Raw genomic sequence first — 17,690 nt, forward strand, 5'->3', positions numbered from 1 at the left:
TTCAGGCGATGAGATTGGGACAAGACTTGGGACCTTGTGTCAGACAGGTGATCACATTTTCTGCCGCCATCCGGGCCATCGCATCGTTGGATTCCTCCGTATTCGATCCAATGTGCGGGGTCAGAATCACCTGAGGCAACGAACGCAAATCCTTCTCCGCATCGGAAGGCTGATAAGGTTCGCGCTCAAAGACATCCAACGCGGCCCCCGAGAGATGCCCCGAAACCAAGGCGTCGTAAAGATCCGGTTCATCTACCAGAGCTCCGCGAGCCGAATTGATGAACCTCGCTCCCTGCTTCATCTGCTTGAAAAAACCGGCATTGGCGATGTGCCGAGTGGCATCCAGCACCGGCAAAAGACAGATCACAAAGTCCGCATCCGCCAACGCTCGATCCAATTGGTTCGTGTAGCGGGTGAATCCACTATCTTCACCAAAGTGGGGGGCCTCCAAAATATCATACCCCGTCACCACCATGCCCAGCCCAATGCCGAGCTTCCGCGCCAATGACCGGCCAATGCGCCCACACCCCAGAACCGTCACATTCCGCCCACGAACTTCAATGCCTTCTGCGGGCTGCCATTTCCCTCCATGCATCTCACCATACGCCTTCGCCACAGGGCGGGCCAAGGCCCCCAACATCCACACCGCATGCTCCGCCACCGCATTGTCGAGCACCCCAGGAGTATTGCACACCGTCACCCCAGCACGCCGGGCCCGCGATTTGTCGATCGAATCATGGCCCACTCCATAACGGGAAATCACCCCTCCGCGTCCCAGCGCCTCATACAAGGGCCCCTTGTAGGGCGTGAGATCGGCGATGAAGCCCTGCACCCGATGTTGGCGCACCAAAGCAGCAAGAGCTTTCTCATCATCCGGTGCCGGCTCGAAGTGGAATCCGACCTGACTGGCATTGATGTCCTCAAAAGACGCTCGCGCTTTCCCGAACGAGGTTTCGGACACGAAGACGGTTTTCATGATGAGTTTTTCGTCTACCTCCTCGCTCCTCCCTTCTCCAAGTGCGGAGCCGAAGGCGCGAACGAAAGCGCAAAATGCGCAGAGCCGAACTTCTCAATTCGCAGGCGCCCCACTCAGGACCGCCGTTTGGATGCTTTTTCGCATTGGGCATTTCCCACCGCTCCTCCAAGCTCCACGCCGTGTCCGACGCCTACGCCATCGCCCGCTCGCTTTTGTTTCGTCTTGATGCCGAGTCCGCTCACCACATCGGCATGTCCGGGCTCCGGCTCGCGGAAAAATCGGGCCTCCTTCCCCTACTCTTTCCCGCACCGGAATGCATCGCGCCCATCGAAGTCATGGGCCTGCGCTTCCCCAACCGCCTTGGCCTCGCCGCCGGACTGGATAAGGAGGGAAACACCATCGATGCCCTCGGTCGCCTCGGGTTCGGATTCATTGAAATCGGCACCATCACCCCCCGACCTCAACCGGGAAATCCCAAGCCGCGGCTCTTCCGTCTCATTGAACACGAAGCCATCATCAACCGCATGGGCTTCAACAACAGCGGCATCACCGCAGGCGTCGCCAACGTCCGCCGATCCCAAACTTTCCAGGGAGTCATTGGATTCAACATCGGAAAAAACAAAGATACTCCCAATGAGCAGGCGGCCGAGGACTACCTCATCTGCCTGCGCGAGGCCTATCCCGTGGCCGATTACATTGCGGTCAACCTCTCTTCTCCCAATACCCCGGGACTGCGCGACCTCCAAGGTGAAGACGCCTGCGCCCGTCTCCTCGAAACCTTGAAGGCCGAACAAACGCGGCTCGCCAAAGAACATGGCCGCCAAGTCCCACTGCTCTTCAAGGTCGCTCCCGATCTCGATCCACCGCACATCGCCGGACTCGCACGGGTGTTCCGTGACGGTGGGCTCGATGGACTCATCGCCACCAACACCACCATCCGCCGCGACCCAGTGGCCGATCACCCCCGCGCCCATGAGGCCGGCGGACTTTCGGGCCGAGTTTTGCTTGAACAGAGCAACGATGTCATCCGCGCCTTTGCTACCGAGTTGGGCGAAAACATCCCCATCATTGGAGTCGGCGGCGTCGATTCCCCTGAATCCGCCCTTTCCAAGATCGCTGCAGGGGCGACACTCGTGCAGCTCTACTCCTCGTTCATCTTCCGCGGACCATCCATGGTCAAAGAAATCGCCCGGTCGCTCGACACCATCTAAATCCGAGCTCGGGTTTTTTCGGGAATCCTGAACGGGTGTTAGATCTCCACCCGTAAAGCAGAGTTCCATGTCCCGCCTGATTTTCCTCTTCTTCACATTCGCCTCTCTGGCCTTCGGCCAGTTTCCCTTCGGCGACCTTGAGCAGCCTCACGTCGTAGCGCGCCTGCTCACGGCCAAGCCGACCATCGAAGCCGGCGAAACTCTGGATGTCGCTCTGGTCCTCGACCACGAAGAGCACTGGCACACCTACTATGTGAATCCTGGCCAGGCCGGCTTTGCCCCTTCCATCGATTGGCAATTGCCCGAAGGCTTTGAGGCTGGCGATTTGACCTTTCCCACGCCCATTCTCGGGACCTTCGCCGGCACTCCATTCTACGGCTACGACGGAGAAACCTGGTTCTTCACCACCGTGAAGGTGCCCGATCACCTTGAGGCAGGCGAGATCACCCTCCACGCCAAAGCCTCCTGGCTGACCTGCAACGAAACCTGTGTCCCGGAAGACGCAGAACTCACCCTGACCCTTCCTGTCGGCCCTTCTGAACCGGAAGCAGCCGTCGCCGCGGCATTCCAAACGGCCCTCAAGGTCCTCCCTGCCAGCGAAGTTCCATGGTCCATCAGTGCCTCTGAAAATGGTGCCATGATCACCCTATCCCTCACTCCGCAGAATCCGGGTGGCGATCCAGGCGAGCTCCACTTTTTCAGCGAGAATCAGATGGAGGACAGCTCCGCACCTCAAATCCTGGAACATCAGGAAAACCAGTGGACGCTCACCTTCCCTCGCCATGCGGACACGGATCCTGCCCCCGAGCGCGTCAAAGGCATCCTCAAAGCCACCCAGGGGTGGGGCGACCCAGCGGTCCAAGGTTGGGCCATCGACGTTCCCCTTACCGAACCCACAGGTCCGCTTGCGACAAATTCAGCCGGCTCGCCACAGCTTCCCGTCCCCATGGTGCTGGCAATGATGTTTCTCGGCGGGATGATCCTGAACCTCATGCCCTGCGTGTTCCCGGTGATTGGGCTCAAAGTCATGGGATTCGTCCAACAGGCCGGTCACTCACGCTCGAAGATCGTCACCCACGGGCTCCTGTTCACCCTCGGGGTCCTCCTGTCGTTTTGGATTCTCGCCGGGATCCTCCTCGCGGGTGGCATTGCTAACTGGGGAGGCCAACTCGAGAACCCGTGGGTCGTCTACATCCTGCTGCTGGTCATGCTGATCTTCGGGCTCAACATGTTCGGCGTGTTCGAGGTCGGAACCTCAGCCACCTCCGTAGGTGGCTCCCTGGCCGCCCAACAAGGTCTTGCCGGAACCTTCTTCTCGGGAGTCCTGGCAACCGTCGTGGCCACGCCCTGTTCCGCTCCCTTCCTCGCCCCCGCCATCGGGGTCGCCGTCACTCTTCCGGGACCTCTGTTCTTTCTCGCTTTCACCATGATGGCCCTCGGTCTCAGCACCCCCTACCTTCTGCTTTCCGCCTACCCTGCGTTGGTCGACAAACTCCCCCGACCAGGCGCTTGGATGGAGTCCTTCAAACAAGGCATGTCTTTCCTGCTCCTTGGCACCGCTGGCTACCTCCTCTGGGTCTACAGCGTTCACGTTTTCGATCAAAAGGGCATCCAGGTCATGCTCGGCCTCACTGCCATTGCCGCTGGGTTCTGGGTCTATGGACGCTGGAATCTACCCTCGAAATCCACCCGCACCCGCGGCACAGCAGGTGCCGTTTCCCTGGCTCTCGTGGTCACCGGATTCGTGATCGCCAAGCCGATCCCGGCACCCAGCGAAACAGAACTCGCCCGACCCAAAATCCACTGGGAACCCTGGACCAAGGAGTTGCAAGAACAACTCATGGCCGAAGGCAAACCCGTCTATGTCGACTTCACCGCCCGTTGGTGCCTCACCTGCCAGACCAACAAGACGGCGACCTACACCGAAGACATGGCGCGCTACTTCGCCGAAAAAGGCATCATCGCCCTCAAGGCCGACAAAACCGCATCCCGCCCCGATATCGACGAGGAGATCCGCAAGCTCGGCATGAGCGCCATTCCCGTCAACGTCTTCTACACCCCGGGCTCCACCACTCCCCACGTCACGCAAACGGTTCTCACCGAAAACTACCTGCGAGGCTTCCTTGACGAAAAACTCGCCCCCTAACGCCATCCCGACCTCTCCCGCTCCAGAACCCGGTCAAAACGCAACCGATTCTGCCGCTGAAGCACGATACAAGGGAGATTCGTGACCAGGGCATACAAAGGCAAAAGGCAGCCCCACGGCCACGGGTTCAGAAAAAAGAACATCGAAATCACCACCACCTGAGCGTGGTGAGCCACCTCCCCACGACAGGTCTCTCGCCGAAATCGTTCCAGATACTGGCGATCTCTCCCCTTCAGGTGGGCCTTCGCGAATCCACCGAACCAAGTGGCTCCATCGGGAAGCCACGACTTCCAACGGCGCACCTGAAAAACCCGGTCGTAAAACCTCACGGACTCGCCGGGAAAACTCCGGAACACACCCCGCCCCGGCACGAACCATCGGTCCGGCATCTTCGTCACCCCCCAGGCCACGCCCAGATGAGCCGCAGGAACTCCTAGACTGTGGATCCATCCCAACGCCCAAACCGGCAAATCAAGCCACATCCCGACCCTTCCAGCGAGTTTTGTGCCCCAGCTTCTCCCGCACCAAGGAGATCAAGAACAGCCCCTGATAAAACAACAGCGCGATCGGGTAAAACACCGCATTCCACGGCGAAAACCGCCCCACCCAGGCCATCCGTTGATACAGCGTGAGCGCCGCCACCCCATAGGCCCCCGGCAACAGCAAAGCCTGTGGCGAAGCCTCCATCGCGCCCATCACCACCGCGCCTAAAACCATCATCAAACCGGTGATCCATAAAGAAATCGCCGCCATCGCCCAAGCTGGCGTCAACGCCGCCCCCGATGAAAAACCCTTCAACCAACTCCGACACAACTGCCCGAAACCCTCTGGAAACATCCGCATCGTGATGCTCCCAGCTCCCACATACGAATGCCGCTCCACTCCCATCGCCTCCAACTCCCGTGACAGATGGAAATTCTCCAGCACCTTGCGGCGCACCACACCATGTCCCCCCACCCGCTGGTAGTGGTCGTAGCTGATCATCAGCACCTGCCCAAAGAGACCAATCTTTTTTGCCGCGAAACCCGCAGGTCCGGAGGCGCCGATGCCGCCAACCATCAACAAATTGAAAAACACCGATGCCTGCTCATCGAGCCGCTCCGTCCGGTGCCAGGGACACACCGATACCACAGCTCGACCATCCCCAATCGCAGTCACCAACCGAGCCACCGCATCCGGCTGCAGATGCACATCCGCATCCACAAACAACAACAGCTGCCCGCTCGCCAGATCCGCCCCCTGCTGGCACGCCCAAGGCTTCCCCAACCACCCGGCGGGCAAGGGTTTGCTCGAAATCACCCGCGCTCCCATCCTCCGAGCCACCTCATAGGTTTCATCCTCGGATTGATCGTCGATCACCAGAATCTCCAGAGGGCGCAACCACTGCCGATGCAGCGAATCCAACAAAATCGGAAGATTCCGCGCTTCATTGCGGGCCGGAATGATCACCGAAACCGTCGGAGGCCGCCCCAGAGCACCAGCCGGCGGCAGAGGCTTCATCCTTCCAAGCAGCCACCACGAGGCCCCTCCCGCCAAGGAAGCCCCTGCCCACGCAATCCCTACTGGCAACCAACTCACGGGCCCAAACGGAGCTGAGCGCAGAGCCGGTCGCAAGCCTTCATCCCGCTTAAGATCACCATCGGCATGCCGCCACCCGGGTTCACACTACCCCCTACAAACCAGAGATTCTCGAAATACCGGGACTTCTTCGGTGCCTTAAAACCCCGGTTCAGCTTCCAATCGCAGACCACGCCATAAATCGAGCCTCCATTCGATCGATACATCGCCTCCAACTCCACCGGAGTCAGCACATCTTCCACCACAATGCTTTCCCTCAACCCCTTGAGCCCCATTCGCTCCAGCTTCTCCAAAACCCGGTCACGCAACTTCAGATAATCCTCAGCCAAAACCGGTCGATCAGGATCCAGCGCCGGAATGTGTGGCAGAATCTTGATATTGTCGCCCCCCTCCGGGGCTTTCGACCGATCCGTCCGCGTAGGGGCCACCACATACACCGTCGGATCGTCCGGCAGGCGACCTTCCCGAAACACCTGATCAAAGTGCTTCGACGCATCCCGGGAGTGGAAAAAACTATGATGCGCCAACTGCGGAAACTCCCGGTCTGTCCCCAAGTGAACCACCAATCCCGAACATGCAGGCTGGAATCGCCGGAACTTCTTCCTCAACTCCGCTTCCTCCATCCCCATCAAATCCCGATGCGCCGGGATCACCTCCATATTCGACACCACCTGATCCGCCACCACCATCGTGTCATCCTCCAGCCGAACCCCCGTCACTCGACGCCCCTCCTTGACGATCTCGCGAACCCCTGTTCCCGCATGCAAACCCACGCCCAGCTCGCTAGCCAACCGCACCAGCGCCCGTGACAGCTCAAACATCCCGCCGCGCACATACCACAATCCGTAGTCAAATTGGATCACCGGCATCAGATTCATGAACCCCGGAGCGTCTCGCGCGGAGGAACCCACATACTTGATGAAAAACCCAAAAATGCTGCGCAGCGAGGGATCCGAAAAATACCGTTCCACCGACTCCGCCATCCGGTGATTCCAATCCAACTTCCTCGCCATCCCAAGAGGCCCGTAGTGCCGAACCATTTCCCACAGCGAATCCAGTCCCTTGCGGAAATACCCATCATCCACCACCGCGTACTGCTCCCGCGCATACTCCAAAAAAGCCGCCAACTCCTTCGCATGCAGCAACCCATCTCCCGGTAACTTCGCCAACTCCCCCTCCATCCGCACCCGATCCTCGTGGAGGTCCAATACCAAGCCGCTTTCGAAAAAATTGCGCCATTGCGGAACCACACGCTGCAGACTCACATAGTCGCCCATCTTTCTCCCCGCCCGCTCAAACAACTCCTCAAAAAGGTGCGGCAGCGTGAAAATCGACGGCCCGAGGTCGAAAGTATAACCCGCCATCTCCCGCTGGTTGAGCTTGCCTCCGAAATGCTCGTTCTTTTCGTAAACATCAACGGACAGACCTCGCGCTCGCAGCGAAATCGCAGCCGAAAGACCTCCAAGCCCGCCGCCGATCACGACGACATGCGGAGATTTTGTGGATCGAGAAACAGACGGAGAATTCACTTTGCCAAGAGTCGTGTTAGGATCGGCGGATGTTGGATGATTTCAACCGGCGAAATTTCGACGACCCCGCCAAACGTGCACGAACGGCTTTCCAGGCCGCTCAACAAGCCTTTCTCGCCTCTCAAAGTCGCCCCCTAAAGACCCGCCACGAGGCACTCCTGAAACTCCTCTCCTCCTTGGAAAATCATGAAGATGACCTCCTTCAAGCCCTTCAGGACGACCTCGGAAAACCAACTCTCGAAGCCTGGCTCGCTGAATTCCATTTCCTCCGTCAGGACCTCCGCCTTGCTCACCGGAAACTCTCCCGTTGGGCTCGCCCACGCCTCGCCCCAAGCCCCATCTTCGTCCAACCCGCCATCAGCCGGATCCACCGCGAACCCCACGGCACCGCCTTGATCCTGGCTCCTTGGAACTATCCCCTGCAGCTCTCTCTCAGTCCCCTCATCGCTGCCATCGCCGCTGGCAATACCGTCGTCCTCAAACCCTCCGAACTTGCACCCGCCTCCGCGCGGCTCATCGCCCGCCTCGTCACCGAATCCTTCCATCCACAACACGTTCAAGTGCTTCTCGGGGACGCTCCCCTTGCTGCCGCCTTGCTCGACCAGCCATTCGACTTCTTCTTTTTCACCGGTGGTGAAGCCATCGGCCGCAAAGTCGCCGCCGCCGCCGCCCGCCACCTCAAACCCTGCGTCCTCGAACTCGGGGGCAAATGCCCCGTCATCATCGATCGTGGCATGCCCCGCGACCTTGTCGTCCAGCGAGTCGTCGATTTCAAAGGCTTCAATGCCGGGCAAACCTGCCTCGCCCCGGACTTCGTCGTCGTCCCCGAACCCGAACGCGACCAGTGGGTTGCGGCCTTCACCGCTGAGTTTCGCCGGCGCTACACCGATCCCTCCGACCTCGCCCGCATCGTCAATTCTCAGCACTTCGATCGCCTCCTCCGCCTGACCCAGGGACATCCCGGAATCGGCCCGGACCACCGGGATTCGCTGCGCTTTTCGCCCCGAGTATTGGCCGCCGACTCATCCCATCCCGCCATGCAGGAAGAAATCTTTGGTCCCATCCTCCCCATTCTCGGCTATTCCGGGACCTTTCCGGAATCTCTTCGCCCACTCCCCAGCCCCCTCGCCTCCTCCATCTTTTCCCGGAATCCCGCTTTCATCGACCGCGCCCTTCGCGACCTCCCTTCTGGAGGAGTGACCCTCAACGACGTCGCCAAACACGCCATGAACCACCACCTCCCCTTTGGCGGCAAAGGCCCTTCGGGCTATGGGCGATACCGCGGAAAATTCGGCTTCGACACCTTCTCATACGCCCGCCCCATCACCCGACGCTGGCTGCTCCCCGACCTTTTCACCCTCTCTCCCCCCTACCGTGACCGCCTCAAACTTCTCCGTCGAATCCTCCGCTAAGCCCCTTCCCATCAACAAAAAAGTGCCCCCGGCAGGAATCGAACCTGCATCTAGCCTTTAGGAGAGGCTCGTTCTATCCATTGAACTACGGGGGCCTCGTGGCGGGAGACTAGGACCACCCCTGCGCCCGAGGCAAGCCCGGGACTTGCCGGAGTGGGTCGTCACGGGCCAGCATCCGCCGCGTGACCGTCCCACGGCCTCCTTGGCACCACCGATTCGAATATTTCCTCTACCGCTGCGTTGAGGGCGCCCTCGCGCGCCTCGACATGACGACCTGCTGCTCCCTAGGCCGGGGGCTAGGAGCCCTGACCTACCGCCTCAGTGGGCGCTATCGGCGCCTCGTCACACGCAACCTGCGCATCGCCACCGCCCTCCAACCACTCCCAGAAAGCGAACTCAAGGCTCTCGTCCAGGAAACCTTTCGCCGCGGTGGCGCCAACCTTCTGGCGTCCCTCAAAACCCAAATCTTGCCCGTCGACGAACTCGCCCAGTGCATCTCCCCTGAAGCTCTCCAACAACTCGCCGCCCATCGCGCCGCCGGCGTCGGCACCATGGTCGCCATGGCTCACATGGGAAATTGGGAAGCCCTCACCCGACTGGGTTCCAAAGTCCTTGAACCCGGAACCTACGGTGGCGTCTACCGCCCCCTCGACAATGCCCTCATGGATCAACTGACCGAGCAACGTCGCACCTCGACAGGTGCTCGATTGTTCAGCCGCAAAGACGGCTACTACGCCCCCGCCACCTTTCTCCGCGAAGGAGGGGCGCTCGCCGTCTTGGGAGATCAACGCGCCGGTGCCCACGGCGTCGCCATGCCCTTCCTCGGGAAACTCACCACCTGCCCCCCGCTCCTCGAACTCATGGCACGCCGCGGTCGGGCACGCATTGCCATCCTCGAAATGCGCACCACCGCTCTCGGCCACTGGCAGCTCGACCTCCGCCCCCTCCCCCCCCAATCCACCACGCCCGCCATCATGGCCGCTCTGGAAACCACCATGCGCTCCAGCATTGCCGATGTGTTTTGGTTCCACGACCGGTGGCGCGCCAACTCAGAATATCCCCTCAGCCTCTTTACCAAACTCGATCCCGCGACCGCCGCCACCGCCACCGTCCCCCTCCGCCTGCTTCTCACCACTCCGCCCGAAGCCAACGAAACCAGCGTCCAACATTTCCTCCGTCGGCTCCTCGAAATGCGCCCGGACCTCCGCATCGAACGCCTCCAAACGGCCAGCGCACGCAGCGAAGATCCCCGAGTCCTCCTCCATCCATGGGACCCCGAAACTCCGGAAACCTTCGCCGATTCCTTTCTCGCCACCATCGATCGCACCCACCCCGCCCCTCTCGATGCCTTCCTCCTCTTCGGAAGTGAACTCGCCCTCGCCCGCGCGGCACGCCGGAACGATCACAAGGCCATTCTCGGTTTCCAAGTTCAGGGGAAACCCTGGAGCCGCTCCCTGACGCCACCCAGCGACCTTGCAGGCTGGACCTCCCTTGCCGAATCCCTCCATTATATCCCCCGACGTCACCAAAAACCATGAGCCGCCCGTTATCACTCTGCGTGCTCACCGATGGCAAACCGGGGCACCAAAACCAATCGCTCGGCCTCGCCGAAGCCATCGCGCGGCGGCTCCCTGCAGAAATCTCGCAGCTCCCCGTTCCCACCGGAAAATTGGGCTCCTGGCGTCTCCTCCCCACGCCCCAACCGCCTCCCGACCTTTTCATCGGTGCTGGCCACCGGACTCATGCCCCCCTCCTCCAGCTCTCCCGCCGCACCGGTGCCCCGTGCGTGGTTCTCATGAAACCCAGTCTTCCTCTCGGTTTCTTTGACCTCTGCCTCGTCCCCGAGCACGACCTCCAACGCCGAATCGCCGCCAACGTCCTCCCGACCAAAGGCGCTCTCAACCGCGTCCCTCCGACCGATCCAGCCCGACCCCGCCATGGAGGCCTTCTCCTCATCGGAGGACCCTCCGGAAGCCATTCATGGGATGGTCCTGCCACCCTCCGACGCATCCGCCATCTCGTTGCCCATTCACCTCACCTGCCTTGGATGGCCACCGACTCTCGGCGCACCCCTGCTTCCTTTCTTGATGAACTTGCTGCCGCCGTGCCCGAACTTTCCATTCATCCCCACACCCAGACCGGTCCCGATTGGCTCCCGCAACATCTCGCCAGTGCTCAAGAAGTCTGGGTCACCGAGGACTCGGTCTCGATGATTTACGAAGCCCTTAGTAGCGGAGCTTCCGTCGGACTTCTGCCAGTCCCTCGCTGGAAAAAATCCCCATCCCGCGTCGCTCGCGGAATCGACCAGCTCGTCGCCACCGGCTGGTTGACTCGCTACGACGATGCCTCTCCCACCAACACCATCACGCCCCCCCCTGAAACGCTCAGAGAGGCCGATCGCATCGCCGACCTCGTGATCCAACGCCTGCTCACCACCCACTCATGAAAGTGCTCCAAGTCCTGCCGGAAATGAACTCGGGCGGCGTCGAACGCGGCACCTTGGAACTCGCTGCCCACTTGGCGGCTCACGGCCATCAGTCGCTCGTCCTTTCCGGAGGAGGTCGACTGGTTCCCCGACTCGAAGCCGCGGGCTCCCGCCACATCACCCTTCCTGTCGGTCGGAAATCCCTCTCGACCCTGCTACTCATCTCCAAGCTTCGTCGACTTCTCGAAACCGAGCGCCCGGATATTCTCCACCTTCGGTCCCGAGTTCCCGCTTGGGTTCTTTGGTTCGCCTGGCACCGCCTGCACCCCAAAGATCGCCCTCACCTCGTCACCACCGTTCACGGCTTCTACTCCGTCAGCCGCTGGTCGGAGATCATGACCCGTGGAGAGCGTGTCATCTGCGTCTCGGAGAGCATTCGCGACTACGTGCTTCAAAACTACCCCTCGACACCTAACGAAATTCTTCGGGTGGTTCCACGCGGCGTCGATCCCGCCGAATATCCCTTTGGATTCCGCCCCGAGCCCGCTTGGCGCCGAGACTTCGAAACCCAGTTCCCCGAAACTCGCGAAAAACGCCTCATCACCCTTCCCGGAAGAATCACTCGACTCAAAGGCCACGAAGACCTCCTGACCCTCCTCCGGGGATTGTCCGACCTCCCCGACATCCACGCTCTCGTCGTCGGCGGCGCCCATCCTCGCAAGCAAGCCTACCTCGAAGAAGTCCGCAAAAAAGTCCGTGATGCCGGACTGGAAAATCGCATCACCTTCACCGGAAATCGCGATGACCTGAGGAACATCCTCGCCCTATCCACCCTCGTCCTTTCCCTCACCCAGCAACCTGAATCCTTCGGGCGCACCACCCTTGAAGCTCTCGCCATGGGCATCCCCGTCGCTGGATACGATCACGGTGGAGTCGGCGAGCAACTCAACGTCATCTATCCGCAAGGGAAACTCCTACCCAACGCCCCCGAAGCGGCCATCCCCATCATTCGCCAACTGCTGGCGGATGCCCCCAGCGTTCGACGGCCCAACCCATTCACCCTGCAAGCCATGCTCATGGGAACCTTGGAAGTGTATCGTGAACTCCATGGCGAAGGCTAGATTTCCGCAGGAAATGACACCCGCAGTGTGAGCCCGCGCGTCTCACCGCAGACAAAAATAAATTCCCCCCTCAGCGACTCTGCCCGCTGCCTCAAGGCTCGCAAAGTCGATGGTCGCTCCCGCTTTTCCACCGGGATCCCCACCCCATCGTCACGAATCTCCAGACTCACCCGACCCTCCTCGGCCTTGACCGAAATCCACACCGCGCTCGCTGCGGCATGCCTCAGAATATTGTGCAGAGCCTCCCTGAAAAAGAGGAACAGGTGCCGGTTCTGCTCATCATTCAATTCCAGCTCCCACGAAGGATCATCCGCCGAAAAATGCCAATCCAAGCGCTCCAGCATGATCGAAGCCGTCTCGCGCAAATGCTCCACCGTCCCAATTCGGTGGCCTCCTCCCGGGCGTAACAACCACACGATGTCCCGCACCGCACTCACGGTTTCCGCTGCGATTCGCTGAATCCGCTTCAACTCATCGGAAGCCCCTAACCGTCCTTCCGCCAGATCGGCAAACATCTGGATACTCCCCAAATTGCTGCCCACCTCATCGTGCAAATCCCCGGCAATCCTCTCGCGCACCTCCAGCAACTTCCGCTTTTCTCTCATCCGGAAACGAATCGGCAAGGCGATCAATAACGCTGTCCCCACCAAACTCGCCAACACCACTGCCCACACCGCAATTCGATTCCACCGCTGGACAATCGCCCGCCCCTCGGCTCGCAGCTCGTACTGCCGAGTCTCCAGCTCACGGCGGCGGTCCAGCCTTTTCAGCCAATCCACCATTGGCACCAGACGCCCTTCCGGACCAAACCCGTCCGTCAAACTCTGAGAACTCCAGTAGCGCCCTCCCGGCCCCACCATGTTCTCCATTCCCTCCGCACTGCGCACACCCAGTCCCGCTGCGAGATTCGTCGTCCCATCCAACACCTCAATCTCGCTGAACGCACAAAATGCCGGGTAGCTGTCAAACGGCTTCCACAAACGCGTCGCCGTCAACCTGACATACCGCACCCCCTCGGCGACCACCTCCCCATCAAACGGATTGTGCCCGGGATTCGGCAACGCAAACCGCACCGGCTCGGCCCCCGCCAGCTCCGACCGGTGCGCCGCCGTTCTCACCTCAAACTGCTCAGGAAACCCAAACCCACTCGGCAAATCCGGCGTCGGTCGCTTCGCCGGATACAGACGAATCCGATCCATCCGGCAAAGCTTCCCCAAATCCAAATCCACTGTCACCGGATCATCCGGCGATTTCATCGGCTTCGAAAGCCACCCAACATTGCCATGATCTCCCTCCTTCACCTCCGGCAAACCAAGCGGCGTCTGCCCATCGACCAAATAGCCGGCTGACCATTGCCAGGGCGTCAGCGGTGCCTGTCCCGACAACGCTTTCACGCTTCCGTTGCGAGCCACATTCCGCCCCTCCGACATCACCAGGCATTCCGCCCAAGCATGCACATAGTTCAATCCCTCATCGGGATCCGGAAACAATCGCCCCGCCCGAATCACCAACGCCACCGCTGTCGTCTCTGACGGCGCTTCCAAAATCAACGGATGGCCCGCACGCACGGGATCTCCCCACAAGCCCTCAAATCCGCCCACTCGCCGCTCAGCACCATCGGCACCCAACGCCCAAACTTCCACCGCATCCGGCATCCCAAACTGCGGCTCCAAACCGCGTGCATCGTAACGCCGCGCCGGCACCAAAATCACCTCGTCGATCTTCACCGGCGCTTCCCAGCGAATCTCCACCTCATGACGATCGGCATCCGTGGGCCATTCCGCCGAATGCTGGGACGCAAAGCCACCGCGTCCGCCCTGGTCATCAATCGGAACCCTCGGCAATCCTTCCGCTTCTCCCTCCAATGCCCGAACTTCCGCCTCCACCTCCGGGAGCCTGCGCGAAAACACCCTCGCCCAATCGCCTTCATCCGCCAACGGCAAGGCCAGCAGCAGCACCATCCCCCATCCCTTCATCGCTCGATTCCGCGTTCACTTTGCAGGATCATTTCCTGCCACTCCTTCCAAGCCTTCCGCCGACCACTCACTTCCGCAGTCTCTGGAACGCGATAGCTCCAATTCTGCCCTCCCACCGTTCCCGGTTGGTTGATCCGCTCCGCCGATCGATAAAAATCCGTAATCAAAATCGCCGCATAACGGGATCTCGCCGCCATCAAAGCGCGAACCAGAGCCCCATAAACCCCGTCATCAAAAGCCCCCTCCGCCTCCAAGCCCGCGAACTCCGCCAAAGCCTGCCACGTTTCACGCACCTCCTTCCGGTCGTCCTCATCCTCATTCTCCAACGACGCGCGCCGGCGGAAATCCTCCCACATCGCCGGGATCGAATCATGATCGTGCGTCGCATACGTCGCAAACGAACACTCCGGGAACTCTTCACCCGGGATCACTCGTCCCTCCTGATCCCGATCCCAATGAGGGATCCGAAACCCGGGGATCCCCAACGAAGCCAGATGAGGACGGACATAATCCGGCACACACCCCAGATCTTCCGCCACCACTTCCGCAGTGCCCGCCGCGCTCTGAATCACCCGCAACCGCCGATCCCCATCCGCACGATTCGCATCACAATTCGTCTCATAATCGTCCGGTCTCGGCACCCACCGCGGAAGCGCTCCTCCCGTCCGCTCCGCAGCCTCGGAACCACTCAGATCGAGGAATTCTCCGTTCCGGCTCGGCGACCATGGAAAAGCATAGATCCGATAAAATCCCAGCACGTGGTCGATGCGAAAAATGTGGAAAACATCCGTCAGCTTGTCGATCCGGCGGCGCCACCAAGGATAACCTTCTGCCGCCATTCGCCCCCACCGATACAACGGAATCCCCCAGTTCTGCCCCCACTTCCGAATGAACGCATCGTGCTTGAAAACCGTTTCCGGAGGAGCCCCGCCCGACCAATCGAGATCGAAGTCCTCTCGCTGCATGTAGACGTCCGCCGACGATCGACTCACCCCGATCGGAATGTCGCCCATCAACCTCACTCCACAGGCATCCGCTCTCCGCCGAACCTCCCGCCATTGTCGGAAACACAACCACTGCACCCAGGCGAAATACGCTCGCCACTCTGGCTCGCGCTCCACGACCTCGCGTGCGGATGCCACCGTCTGCCATCCCTCAGGCCAGGTCTCCCACTGCGCACTTCCTTGCTTCTCCACCAGCACCCGGAAAAAAGTGTAGTCTTCCAGCCAATCCGCCTCCGCAGCACAGAACCTGGCAAACTCCTCATGAAGCGCTGCCGCCTGCTGCCCCCACCGCGCCCAGGCCGACCTCAGCGCACCTTGCTTCCATTCTCGCACCGTCGAGTAATCCACCGCCGCCGCCGACTCCGGTACGCCACCCTTAAGATCCACTCCCGGCACCTCCTCCATCGTCAGGTAAAGCGGCTCCAACGCGACCGATGAAATCGCATTGTAGGGGCTATCATCCGTGCCCATCTCATTGATCGGCAGCAACTGCAAAACCCTCACCTCGTGCTTCGCACACAACTCCAACCATTCGATCAATGCTCGGGTGTCCCCGATACCACCATCGCCATCCCGCCGCGCGCTGAACACCGGCAAAAGCAACCCTGCATACCTCCGATTCACGACCCTATCTGCCCCTCACCGACTCACCACGCAAGCCCAGGCCCCGCCGAACTCGCGAAAAAGCCACGGCCTGCCGATCCTCCTCCTCCTCGATCCGAAAACAAAAAGGCCCCGGCTCACTTTCGCCGGGGCCCCTGAAATCGATCACTCCCACTCGATGCTCGCCGGCGGTTTCGTCGAAACATCATACAGCACCCGATTGATCCCCTTCACGCCATTGAGGATGTCGTTGCTCGTCTCCCGCAACAGAGAATAGGGCAGTTCCACCCAGTCCGCGGTCATCGCGTCCTCACTGATCACCGCTCGGAGGGAAATCGCCCACTCATAGCTGCGTTCGTCTCCTTTCACACCCACCGTTTTCACCGGAACCAATCCCGCATAGGCCTGCCACACACGGTCATACCAGCCGGATTCCTTGAGGTGACCAATGAAGATCGCATCGCAATTCCGAATGATCTCCAAACGTTCCTCCGTGACCTCTCCTGGGCAACGCACAGCCAAACCAGGCCCCGGGAACGGATGGCGATGGAGGATATCATGAGGAATTCCCAACGAAGTTCCCAAAGCCCGAACCTCGTCCTTGAACAGCTCAGCCAAGGGCTCAAGCACCTTTCCTTGCGCTTGCAGCTCCAAAATCCGATCGACTCGATTGTGGTGAGTCTTGATCTTCGAGGCCTTCGACTTCGCATTCGACGCACTCTCGATCACATCCGGATACAACGTGCCCTGCGCGAGCAACTCGGCATTGCCCACCGAATCCCAGAACACATCGATGAACAGATTCCCAATGATCTCGCGCTTCTTCTCCGGTTCAGTCACCCCGGCCAGCGCCGTCAGAAATCGCTCCGAGGCGTCCACCGTTTCGATCGGCACCCCCATGCGGTGGAAATTGTTGCGCACTTCGTCGCCCTCATCCTTCCGCATCAGACCGTGATCGACGAAAATGGCGCGCATGTTCACGCCCGCCTCGTGAAGAAGAACGGCAAGCACCGTACTATCAACACCACCGGAAACACCACACACCACCTGCTTGGTGCCCACCGTCTCACGAATACCGTCCAGCAGCTCTTTCTTGAAGTCCTCAATCCGGAAAGGCTCCAACTTCTCGGCATGAAGCAGGAAATTGTGGAGAATCCGCGTTCCTTCATGACTGTGGGTCACTTCCGGGTGGAATTGAATGCCAAACCAGCGCTCACCCCATTGCAGCGATACCGGAGTGCCATGTTGGTTGCGCGCAATCACCTGGCAGTTCGATGGCAAATCCGACACCGTGTCTGAGTGGCTCATCCACACCTGGGACTCACGAGACAATCCCTCATACAGACCCTTGGTCTCTGCGGGGACCAACTTCGCAGGCCCATACTCGCGCTTATCGCTTGCCTGCACACTGCCCCCGAACTTGATGTTCAACAGCTGCATGCCATAGCAAACACCCAAAACCGGAACCCCAAAGGCCTGCAGCGCATCAAAATCAATGTCCGGAGCATCCGGCTCACTCGTACTGCGCGGACCACCGGAAAGAATGATCGCTCCCGGTTTCCCAATATCGGGAAACTCCTCCAAGGCATAGAGCTTGGCAAAATACCCCAACTCCCGGACCCGACGCACGATCAACTGGGTATACTGGGAGCCGAAATCGAGAACGGCAACGTGTTGAATTTCCTCCATGATAGAAAAGGGGTTCGGTT

The 17,690-nt window shown here is 60.3% G+C and carries 13 protein-coding genes and 1 tRNA gene; 6 read left to right on the top strand and 8 right to left on the bottom strand.

The window, feature by feature from the left end:
• Window position 1: 1 nt before the first annotated feature.
• Window positions 2–976, bottom strand: a complete 975-nt coding sequence (locus tag HNR46_RS04155) for an NAD(P)-dependent oxidoreductase (RefSeq protein ID WP_184016092.1) — start codon at window positions 974–976, stop codon at window positions 2–4.
• Between the two features lie 179 nt (window positions 977–1,155).
• On the opposite strand from HNR46_RS04155, the gene HNR46_RS04160 reads away from it, so the two are divergent.
• Complete coding sequence (locus HNR46_RS04160; RefSeq protein WP_343076012.1) at window positions 1,156–2,187, top strand: quinone-dependent dihydroorotate dehydrogenase; 1,032 nt, start codon at window positions 1,156–1,158, stop codon at window positions 2,185–2,187.
• A 67-nt stretch (window positions 2,188–2,254) separates the two neighbouring features.
• Window positions 2,255–4,333: a protein-disulfide reductase DsbD family protein gene (locus HNR46_RS04165; RefSeq protein WP_184016096.1), complete on the top strand. Its 2,079-nt coding sequence runs from the start codon at window positions 2,255–2,257 to the stop codon at window positions 4,331–4,333.
• On the opposite strand, the gene HNR46_RS04170 is transcribed toward HNR46_RS04165, so the two are convergent.
• The 3 genes from HNR46_RS04170 to HNR46_RS04180 form a co-directional block, all read right to left on the bottom strand.
• Entirely contained in the window at window positions 4,330–4,815 is a 486-nt protein-coding gene (locus tag HNR46_RS04170) for a glycosyl-4,4'-diaponeurosporenoate acyltransferase CrtO family protein (RefSeq protein ID WP_184016097.1), read from the bottom strand. The two genes, HNR46_RS04165 and HNR46_RS04170, sit on opposite strands and share 4 nt — an antisense overlap.
• A complete protein-coding gene (locus HNR46_RS04175; RefSeq protein ID WP_184016098.1) occupies window positions 4,805–5,833 on the bottom strand; it encodes a glycosyltransferase family 2 protein in 1,029 nt (342 codons plus the stop codon). The genes HNR46_RS04170 and HNR46_RS04175 overlap by 11 nt, the downstream gene beginning before the upstream one ends.
• Window positions 5,834–5,907: 74 nt before the next feature.
• A complete protein-coding gene (locus HNR46_RS04180) occupies window positions 5,908–7,440 on the bottom strand; it encodes a phytoene desaturase family protein (protein WP_184016099.1) in 1,533 nt (510 codons plus the stop codon).
• Between the two features lie 29 nt (window positions 7,441–7,469).
• Between HNR46_RS04180 and HNR46_RS04185 the strand changes: the two genes are divergently transcribed.
• Window positions 7,470–8,852: an aldehyde dehydrogenase family protein gene (locus HNR46_RS04185; RefSeq protein WP_184016100.1), complete on the top strand. Its 1,383-nt coding sequence runs from the start codon at window positions 7,470–7,472 to the stop codon at window positions 8,850–8,852.
• Between the two features lie 23 nt (window positions 8,853–8,875).
• Here HNR46_RS04185 and HNR46_RS04190 read toward each other — a convergent pair.
• A tRNA-Arg gene (locus tag HNR46_RS04190) sits at window positions 8,876–8,947 on the bottom strand.
• A gap of 87 nt (window positions 8,948–9,034) precedes the next feature.
• On the opposite strand from HNR46_RS04190, the gene HNR46_RS04195 reads away from it, so the two are divergent.
• From HNR46_RS04195 to HNR46_RS04205, 3 genes are read left to right on the top strand one after another with little or no spacing between them, the layout of a single operon-like run.
• Complete coding sequence (locus tag HNR46_RS04195; RefSeq protein WP_184016101.1) at window positions 9,035–10,390, top strand: LpxL/LpxP family acyltransferase; 1,356 nt, start codon at window positions 9,035–9,037, stop codon at window positions 10,388–10,390.
• Window positions 10,387–11,298, top strand: coding sequence for a mitochondrial fission ELM1 family protein (locus tag HNR46_RS04200; RefSeq protein WP_184016102.1), 912 nt, complete (start codon window positions 10,387–10,389; stop codon window positions 11,296–11,298). Before HNR46_RS04195 ends, HNR46_RS04200 begins: the two co-directional genes overlap by 4 nt.
• Entirely contained in the window at window positions 11,295–12,398 is a 1,104-nt protein-coding gene (locus HNR46_RS04205) for a glycosyltransferase family 4 protein (protein WP_184016104.1), read from the top strand. The genes HNR46_RS04200 and HNR46_RS04205 overlap by 4 nt, the downstream gene beginning before the upstream one ends.
• Here HNR46_RS04205 and HNR46_RS04210 read toward each other — a convergent pair.
• From HNR46_RS04210 to guaA, 3 genes are all read right to left on the bottom strand, one after another.
• Window positions 12,395–14,374, bottom strand: coding sequence for a sensor histidine kinase (locus HNR46_RS04210; protein WP_184016106.1), 1,980 nt, complete (start codon window positions 14,372–14,374; stop codon window positions 12,395–12,397). The two genes, HNR46_RS04205 and HNR46_RS04210, sit on opposite strands and share 4 nt — an antisense overlap.
• Window positions 14,371–16,002, bottom strand: a complete 1,632-nt coding sequence (locus tag HNR46_RS04215; protein WP_184016108.1) for a 4-alpha-glucanotransferase — start codon at window positions 16,000–16,002, stop codon at window positions 14,371–14,373. Before HNR46_RS04215 ends, HNR46_RS04210 begins: the two co-directional genes overlap by 4 nt.
• A gap of 144 nt (window positions 16,003–16,146) precedes the next feature.
• Entirely contained in the window at window positions 16,147–17,670 is a 1,524-nt protein-coding gene (guaA, locus tag HNR46_RS04220) for a glutamine-hydrolyzing GMP synthase (protein WP_221285003.1), read from the bottom strand.
• Window positions 17,671–17,690: the final 20 nt, after the last annotated feature.

The sequence above is a fragment of the Haloferula luteola genome, from assembly GCF_014201715.1.
GTDB lineage: Bacteria > Verrucomicrobiota > Verrucomicrobiia > Verrucomicrobiales > Akkermansiaceae > Haloferula > Haloferula luteola.